Source organism: Streptomyces sp. NPDC043908 (assembly GCF_056435525.1).
In genome coordinates this window covers 1-7,525 of record NZ_JBWKEI010000033.1, presented here as the reverse complement: position 1 = coordinate 7,525, position 7,525 = coordinate 1, and the positions used below count along the sequence as shown (strand labels likewise).

Sequence of the window (7,525 nt, the reverse complement as noted above, 5' to 3'; positions counted from 1 at the left end):
TCCTCCCCCCCTCCCCCCCCCCCCCCCCCCCCCCCTCCCCCCTCCCCCCCCCCCCCCCTTCCCCCCCCCCCCCCCCCCCCCCCCCCCCCCCCCACACCCGTAGAACCAGCGACCACCACCGAGAGCCAGGCGCTAGAAGAACACCGACCGCCGCTGCACCAGCAGCTTGTAGAGCGTGTGCTGGATCTGCTCCCGCACCTGGTCCGTCAGGTTGAACATCAGCATCGGATCCTCCGCCGCCTCCGGCGGATAGCCCTCGGTCGGGATCGGCTCACCGAACTGGATCGTCCACTTCGTCGGCAGCGGCACCAGACCGGCCGGCCCCAGCCACGGGAACGTGGGCGTGATCGGGAAGTACGGAAAGCCCAGCAGCCGCGCCAGCGTCTTGGCGTTGCCGATCATCGGGTAGATCTCCTCGGCCCCCACGATCGAGCACGGCACGATCGGCGTGCCCGTCCGCAGGGCGGTCGACACGAACCCGCCCCGCCCGAACCGCTGGAGCTTGTACCGCTCGCTGAACGGCTTGCCGATGCCCTTGAAGCCCTCCGGCATCACCCCGACGACCTCGCCGCGCTCCAGCAGCGCCTGGGCGTCCTCCGCGCAGGCCAGCGTGTGCCCGGCCTTGCGGGCCAGCTCGTTGACGACCGGCAGCATGAACACCAGGTCCGCCGCGAGCAGCCGCAGATGCCGCCCCGCCGGATGGTGGTCGTGGACCGCCACCTGCATCATCAGCCCGTCCAGCGGCAGCGTCCCGGAGTGGTTGGCGACGACCAGCGCCCCGCCCTCGGCCGGGATGTTCTCGACGCCCTTCACCTCCACCCGGAAGTACTTCTCGTAGAACGGGCGGAGCAGCGACATCAGGACCTGGTCGGTGAGCTCCTCGTCGTAGCCGAACTCGTCGACGTCGTACTCACCCGTGATCCGCCGCCGCAGGAAGGCGAGCCCGCCCGCGATCCGGCGGTCCCACTGGGCCCCCGGCCGCTCCCGCACCTCCGCGCCGTCCGGACGCGGCGTGGCGTCCTCAGCGGCCTCCCGCGCGTCCTGGCCGCCCTGCGGGTCCTGGTCGCCCTGCGGGCCCTGGGAGACGGCCTGCCGGCCCGGGAGGGCGCTCACCGGGGCGGGAGACGCGTCCGGGGCAGCAGCGCCTCGCTGGCCGCCGGGGCGGCGGCGGGCCGGGCGCTGCGCGCCGCCGCGCGAGCGGTCGTCGTCGAACGGAATGACCTTGGCGTCCGCCATCGTGGTCGATCTCCTCATTCCGCGCCGGGAGTGGACAAGGGGGAAGGGGCGGGGGCGCCGCCGGCGAACGGCCGGAAGGGCAGCGCCGCCACCCCGTCGACGGCCCGCGCCAGCGCGTCCGGCGGCAGCAGCCCGGGGCCCCGGCTGCGCGCGAAGTCGGCGAACGTCTGCGCCGTCGAGTACTTCGGCTCGAACCCCAGGGTCTCCCGCATCTGCGCGGTGCTCACCACCCGGCCGTGGGTGAGCAGGCGGATCTGCTCGGGCGAGAAGTCGCTCACACCGACCGAGCGCAGCGCCGAACCCACCCAGCGCACCGCCGGGAGCAGCACCGGCACGGTCGGTCTGCCCAGCCGCCGCGAGCACTGCGAGAGCAGCAGCACCCCGTCGCCGGCCACGTTGAAGGTGCCGCTGTTGAGCGTCCCGCGCCGGGGCTCGTGCGCGGCGATGCGCAGGACGTCGATCACGTCGTCCTCGTGGACGAACTGGAGCCGGGGGTCGTAGCCGAGGACGGTCGGCAGCACCGGCAGCGAGAAGTACTCGGCGAGCGGCGAGTCCGCGCCCGGCCCCAGGATGTTCGCGAACCGCAGCACGCACACCGCCACGTCCGGTCGGCGCCGGGCGAAGCCGCGCACATACCCCTCGACCTCGACGGCGTCCTTCGCGAAGCCGCCGCTGGGCAGCGACTTCGGCATCGTCGTCTCGGTGAAGACGGCCGGATCGCGCGGCGCCGACCCGTACACGCTGGTGCTCGACTTCACCACCAGCCGCCGCACCGACGGCGACTTCTGGCACGCGCCGAGCAGCTGCATGGTGCCGATGACGTTCGTCTCCTTCACGGACGTCCGCCCGCCGGCCCCCAGCGGCGTCCCGGTGACGTCCATGTGCACCACGGTGTCCACCGCGTGCTCGGCCAGCACGCGCGCGATGGCGGGCTGCCGTATGTCCGCCCGTACGAAATCGGCTCCGCCGAGATGGTGGCCGGGCGGCACGGCGTCCACGCCGATCACCCGGTCCACCTCCGGATCACGCTGGATGCGCCGTACGAGGCGGCCTCCGAGCTGCCGGGCCACTCCGGTGACGAGCACGACCTTCCCCAAGATCAGCGCCTTCCTTTGGCCTGAGTTGCACCCTGGGCGCCACGGTAGCGGCTGAAGGTCGGGAAGGGACGACCGCGTGGTCGCGCATGGCCGGGACAGCCCGGCGGAAAGCCCGGCGAAACGCCCGCCCCGGAGCACCCGGCACGGGCGCACGGCCCACCGGAAGGGCGCGCGGGACACGCGGCCGGTAAACGCACCGCAGCCCTCCCACCAGGACGGCGGAAGGGCTGCGGGTTCACGTACAGCTGTCGCTTACTTCTTGTTGCGACGCTGAACGCGGGTGCGCTTGAGCAGCTTGCGGTGCTTCTTCTTAGCCATCCGCTTGCGCCGCTTCTTGATAACAGAGCCCACGACTACCCTCGCTCACTTCTCTTCACTCGGTGCGGGGCGTCTGGGCCCACACGACCTACGAGGGGCTAGCCTACCCGCCCGAGCGCAGAGGTCGTAACCGAGGGATCCGTCAGGCTGTCTCCACCCCCACGAAGGACTCTCGGAGGTACTCCTGCACCGCCTGTTCGGGGACCCGGAACGACCTGCCCACCCGGATCGCCGGCAGATGACCGCTGTGCACCAAGCGGTACACGGTCATCTTGGACACGCGCATCACCGCGGCGACTTCCGCCACGGTCAGGAACACGACCTCGTTCAGAGGCCTCTGATCAGCAGCCATGACCCACCTGTACCTTCCGCACCCGACGCGCACCGGCTTCCCCTCCGGTGACTCTTCGTCGTTGTGCGCTCACTCCCCAGACTAGGGGCGGGTGGTGCGAGTGGGGAAGAGGAGCTGCGTACGGCCGCCTACCGGGACAGACACGCTCGATTGAGTACATAGCGCGTAAGCGGCCGGTAGTAATCAGACCGCACAGCGTCATCAAGCGGAACGGCTACGGACACGCGCCCCTCGGCCTCCCCGACGAACAGCGCGGGGTCATCCGTATCGGCCAGACCGACCGCCTCGATACCCAGCTGACCTGCCCCGCAGACCCATCCATGATCCCCCACGACCAGGTCCGGCAGCCGCCCGCGGAGGGTCGCGGCGGCCCCCAGAGCGACCCGAACGGGCAGCGGGGAGTGGGTATGTGCGCCGGTCGCACTCCCGGCGCTCCGCGCGCCGGGTTCCCGCACCAGCGCGACTCCTCGTACGTAGTCAAGGTTGTACGTGCGTACCCCGAACCGGGTCGTTATGTCGACACATCTCCCCTGCGCGGGGGTGAGGACATCACATCCCGCCGCCGACAAGGCGTCCGCGAGAGCGGCGTAGAAGGCCAGCAGCCGGTGCGGATGCCCGGTTCCGAAGAGTACGGCTCCGCGCCGCGCGGCCACGTCGCGGATCCTGGCGGCCAGCGCGTCGAGCCCGGCGAGGGTCCGCTCGGGGTCGATCACATCGGGCCCCGACACGTGCTCCGGGTCCGGGCTCACCCCGCACTTGTCCGCCATCAGCCGCAGCAGGTCCCGCTCGCCCCACCCCCGCGCGGGATCGAGCCCGAGCGTGACGCGCGGGTCCCGGGCGGCGAAGAGCCGATAACTGCGCAGGCTCTCCTCCCGCGAGGTGGCCACGGTCCCGGCCAACCGAGCAGCCAACAGATGCGCCCGCAGCGCCCCGGTACTCAACACCCCCCGATGCTCCCGCACCCCCCACCCCCGTGGACCAAAACGCCCCGGAGACCGCACAGTTGGCGTAACGCCCCGCCGCAACCGGCCCGGGCCCGGCCTACGGCACGCCCCCAACGGGGCACAGGGGCCGCAGGCCCCGTGCCACAAAGGGGCGCGGGGAACGGCGCGAGCAACCCCCACCCACCCGCAGACAAACACGACCCGGCGAGGCACAGGGGGCCGCAGGCCCCGTGCCCTAAGGGGCGCGGGGAACGGCGCGAGCAACCCCCACCCACCCGCAGACGAAACACACCCCCAGCGGGGCGCAGGGGCCGCAGGCCCCGCACGGGGGCCCGGGGGTGCAGCCCCCGGCAGACCACCTCAACCACCCCCACCCCCGGAGGGTTACGGGAAGGGGCGGGTAGGGGAAAACCCCCTAAGCCAACAACCCCCGCAACGGATATACCGCCCGCCGCGTAGCCAAAATCGCCTGATCCAGCCGATCCGCAGGGTCATACCCCGACTCCCACCCCCGCCACGACACCCCCCGCCCATCCGTCATCCGCCCCGGCCCCACCTGCCGCGTACGAGCGAACACCTCGTCCCGCCACGACGCGGGAATCACCGACTCCGGCGGCACCGGCGCATGCGCGGCCACCCCCACCAGATGCGTCCAGGACCGCGGCACGACGTCCACCACGGCGTACCCCCCGCCCCCGAGCGCCACCCACTTCCCACCCGCCACATGCTCGTGCGCCAGCGCGTGACAGGCCTCCTGCACCGCCCGCTGCGCGTCGAGCGAGACGGCCAGATGCGCCAGCGGGTCCTCGAAGTGCGTGTCCGCCCCGTGCTGCGACACCAGCACCTGGGGACGGAACTCGGCCAGGAGCTCCGGCACCACGGAGTGGAAGGCCCGCAACCACCCCTCGTCCCCGGTCCCGGCCGGCAGCGCCACGTTGACGGCCGTCCCCTCCGCGCCCCCGGTCTCCTCCGGCCACCCCGTCCCGGGGAACAGCAGCCGCGGATGCTCATGGAGGGAGATCGTCAGCACCCTGGGGTCGTCCCAGAAAGCCGCCTGCACCCCGTCCCCGTGATGCACGTCCACATCCACGTACGCGACCCGCTCCGCCCCCAGTTCGAGGAGCCGCGCGATCGCCAGCGCCGCGTCGTTGTAGACGCAGAACCCCGACGCCCCGCCCGGCATCGCATGGTGCAGCCCGCCCGCGAAGTTCACCGCGTGCGCCGCGTCCCCGCGCCACACCGCCTCCGCGGCCCCCACGGACTGCCCCGCGATGAGCGCGGACGCCTCGTGCATCCCGGCGAACGCGGGATCGTCGACCGTCCCCAGCCCGTACGCCTGGTCCGCGCGGTCCGGGTCCGCCGAAGCGGCCCGTACGGCCGCCACGTAGTCCTCCCGGTGGACGAGCCGCAGCGTCGAGTCCCCCGCCGCCGGCGCGGCCACCACGTCCACCGCCTTGTCCAGCCCGTACGCCCGCACCAACCCCATGGTCAGCGAGAGCCGCACCGGGTCCATCGGGTGGCTCGGTCCGAAGTCGTACGCCGTGACGGCGTCATCCCACATCAACAGTGCGCGGCCGGTCATGCCCGCCACCGTATCGGGCCCCCTCCGCCCCGAACGACCGGGCGTACACGAGGGTCAGCAGGACCAGCACCATCGGCACCAGCATCGCGCCGCGATAGGTCCACGCCTCGCCGAGCCCACCGACGAGCGGCGCCCCGACCAGGTACCCCACGTAGTTGAAGATGTTGATCCGCGCGATCGCGCCGTCGGAGGCCCCCGGGAAGAGCCGTCCGGCCGCCGCGAAGGTCTGCGGCACGATCACGCACAGCCCGAACCCGAGCAGCGGCAACCCCAGCATCCCCACCCACGGCCCGGGTGCCACCGCGAGCACCGCGAACCCGGCGCCCGCGAGCACGCTGCCGGCCCGCACCACCGTCACCGGGCCGAACCGCCGCACCACGCGATCCCCGACGGTCCGCCCGAGCAGCGCCGAGACCACATAGACGTTGTACGGGACCGTGGACAGCTGCTCGGAGCTGCCGAGGACGTCCTGGAGGTACTTCGCGCTCCAGTTGGCGACCGTCGACTCGCCGATGTAGGCGAAGGCCATGACGAGGCAGAGGGGCAGCAGCAGCCGAAAGACGACGGGCCGGCGTCCGTCGCCCGCGGGGTCCGCCTCGGTGGGCGCCTTCTCGCCACCGCGCGCCGCGTCCACGTACCACCGGCTGCCCGCCAGGCACAGCGGCACCAGCACCACGACGACCGGCAGGTACAGGACCAGCAGCGACAGATGCCAGTGCGCACCCGACCACGCCAGCGAGGAGCCGACGATCCCACCGAGGCTGAAGGAGGCGTGGAAGCCCAGGATGATGCTGCGGCCGTACGCGTGCTGAAGGCTGATCCCCAACATGTTCATGGACGCGTCGAGCCCGCCGATGGCGAGCCCGAACAGCGCGAACGAGGCAGCCGCCTGGCCCAGCTGGTCCCCCGCGGCGACTCCGAGCAGCGCCAGCATGACGACAGGCTGCACCCATCTCAGGGCGACGCTCGGCGCGACCCGCTTCACCAGGTGCTCGGTGGCCACGCTCCCGACCCCCGCCAGGATCGGCACCCCGGCGAGAAAGGCCGGAAGCAGCCCGTCGGATATCCCGTACCGGTCCTGGATCGCGGGGATACGGGTCACCAGGAGCGCGAAGGCCACGCCTTGCACGAAGAAACTGAAGGTGAGAGCCGCCCGCCCGTGCCGCAGGCGGGGGTCACTCATGGCCGCGTCCGTCATGGCCGCACAGCCTAGGGCCGTGCCCTACTCCTGGGTAGATGAATCACCCGAGCAGTTCGCGCAGCTGTGCCATGTCCGAGAAGAGGGCCGTGGAGCCCTGGAGCCGCTCCTCGGGCGTCATGGCGGTGAAGCCGTACACGTCCATCCCGGCGGCCAGCGCGGCCTCCACACCGAGCGGACTGTCCTCGACGACGGCACATCGCTGCGGGGCGACACCCATGCGCTCGGCCGCGTGCAGGAAGAGATCCGGCGCCGGCTTGCCCCGCCCGACGTCCTGCGAGGAGAACACCCACTCCTCCTCGAACCACTCGTCGAGCCCGGTCACATGGTGTCCGACCCGGATCCGCTCATGGCTGCCGGAGGAGGCGACGCAGTACGGCACACCGTCGGCCACCAGGTGCGCGAGGACGTCGGTGGCCCCGGCCACCGGCTTCAGCTCGCGCTCGAAGGCGGCGAAGACGCGGGCATGAAACGTGTCGTCGAAGTCGGTGGGCAGCACCTGCCCGGTCCGCTCCTGGACGAGATCGTGGACGCGGTGCATGGCGGAGCCCATGTAGTCGCGAATGGAGTCCTCGTACGAGGTGGGGTGACCGAGCTCGGTGAGGTACCCGGCGAGGATGGTGTTCGAGATCGGCTCGCTGTCGACGAGCACACCGTCGTTGTCAAAGATGACGAGGTCATAGCGCATGGTTCGACCCTAAGCGCCGGTAAACGCAGAAAAGCCCCGTACCGGAGACCGGTACGGGGCTTTTCCCAAAATTTGTTCGGCGGCGTCCTACTCTCCCACAGGGTCCCCCC

General features: G+C 71.8%; 8 protein-coding genes. All 8 read right to left on the bottom strand.

Translation table 11 applies throughout. From position 1 onward, the window contains the following. Positions 1-132: 132 nt before the first annotated feature. Entirely contained in the window at positions 133-1,236 is a 1,104-nt protein-coding gene (locus tag AC069K_RS35580; RefSeq protein ID WP_478622966.1) for a lysophospholipid acyltransferase family protein, read from the bottom strand. Positions 1,237-1,250: 14 nt separating this feature from the next. Beyond that, the gene (locus AC069K_RS35575) at positions 1,251-2,333 is read right to left on the bottom strand and encodes an NAD-dependent epimerase/dehydratase family protein (RefSeq protein ID WP_358837109.1); all 1,083 of its coding nucleotides are present in this window, start codon (positions 2,331-2,333) and stop codon (positions 1,251-1,253) included. Positions 2,334-2,585: 252 nt separating this feature from the next. Further along, positions 2,586-2,684, bottom strand: a complete 99-nt coding sequence (locus tag AC069K_RS35570; RefSeq protein ID WP_003948845.1) for a 30S ribosomal protein bS22 — start codon at positions 2,682-2,684, stop codon at positions 2,586-2,588. Between the two features lie 109 nt (positions 2,685-2,793). Next, positions 2,794-3,003, bottom strand: coding sequence for a helix-turn-helix domain-containing protein (locus AC069K_RS35565; RefSeq protein ID WP_344078925.1), 210 nt, complete (start codon positions 3,001-3,003; stop codon positions 2,794-2,796). 128 nt (positions 3,004-3,131) lie between these two features. After that, a complete protein-coding gene (locus AC069K_RS35560; protein ID WP_478622963.1) occupies positions 3,132-3,947 on the bottom strand; it encodes a phosphatase in 816 nt (271 codons plus the stop codon). Between the two features lie 415 nt (positions 3,948-4,362). Further along, a complete protein-coding gene (locus AC069K_RS35555) occupies positions 4,363-5,529 on the bottom strand; it encodes an acetoin utilization protein AcuC (protein WP_365114616.1) in 1,167 nt (388 codons plus the stop codon). Next, entirely contained in the window at positions 5,498-6,712 is a 1,215-nt protein-coding gene (locus AC069K_RS35550) for an MFS transporter (protein WP_365114614.1), read from the bottom strand. The genes AC069K_RS35555 and AC069K_RS35550 overlap by 32 nt, the downstream gene beginning before the upstream one ends. 58 nt (positions 6,713-6,770) lie before the next feature. Further along, positions 6,771-7,415: an HAD family hydrolase gene (locus AC069K_RS35545; protein WP_478622960.1), complete on the bottom strand. Its 645-nt coding sequence runs from the start codon at positions 7,413-7,415 to the stop codon at positions 6,771-6,773. Positions 7,416-7,525: the final 110 nt, after the last annotated feature.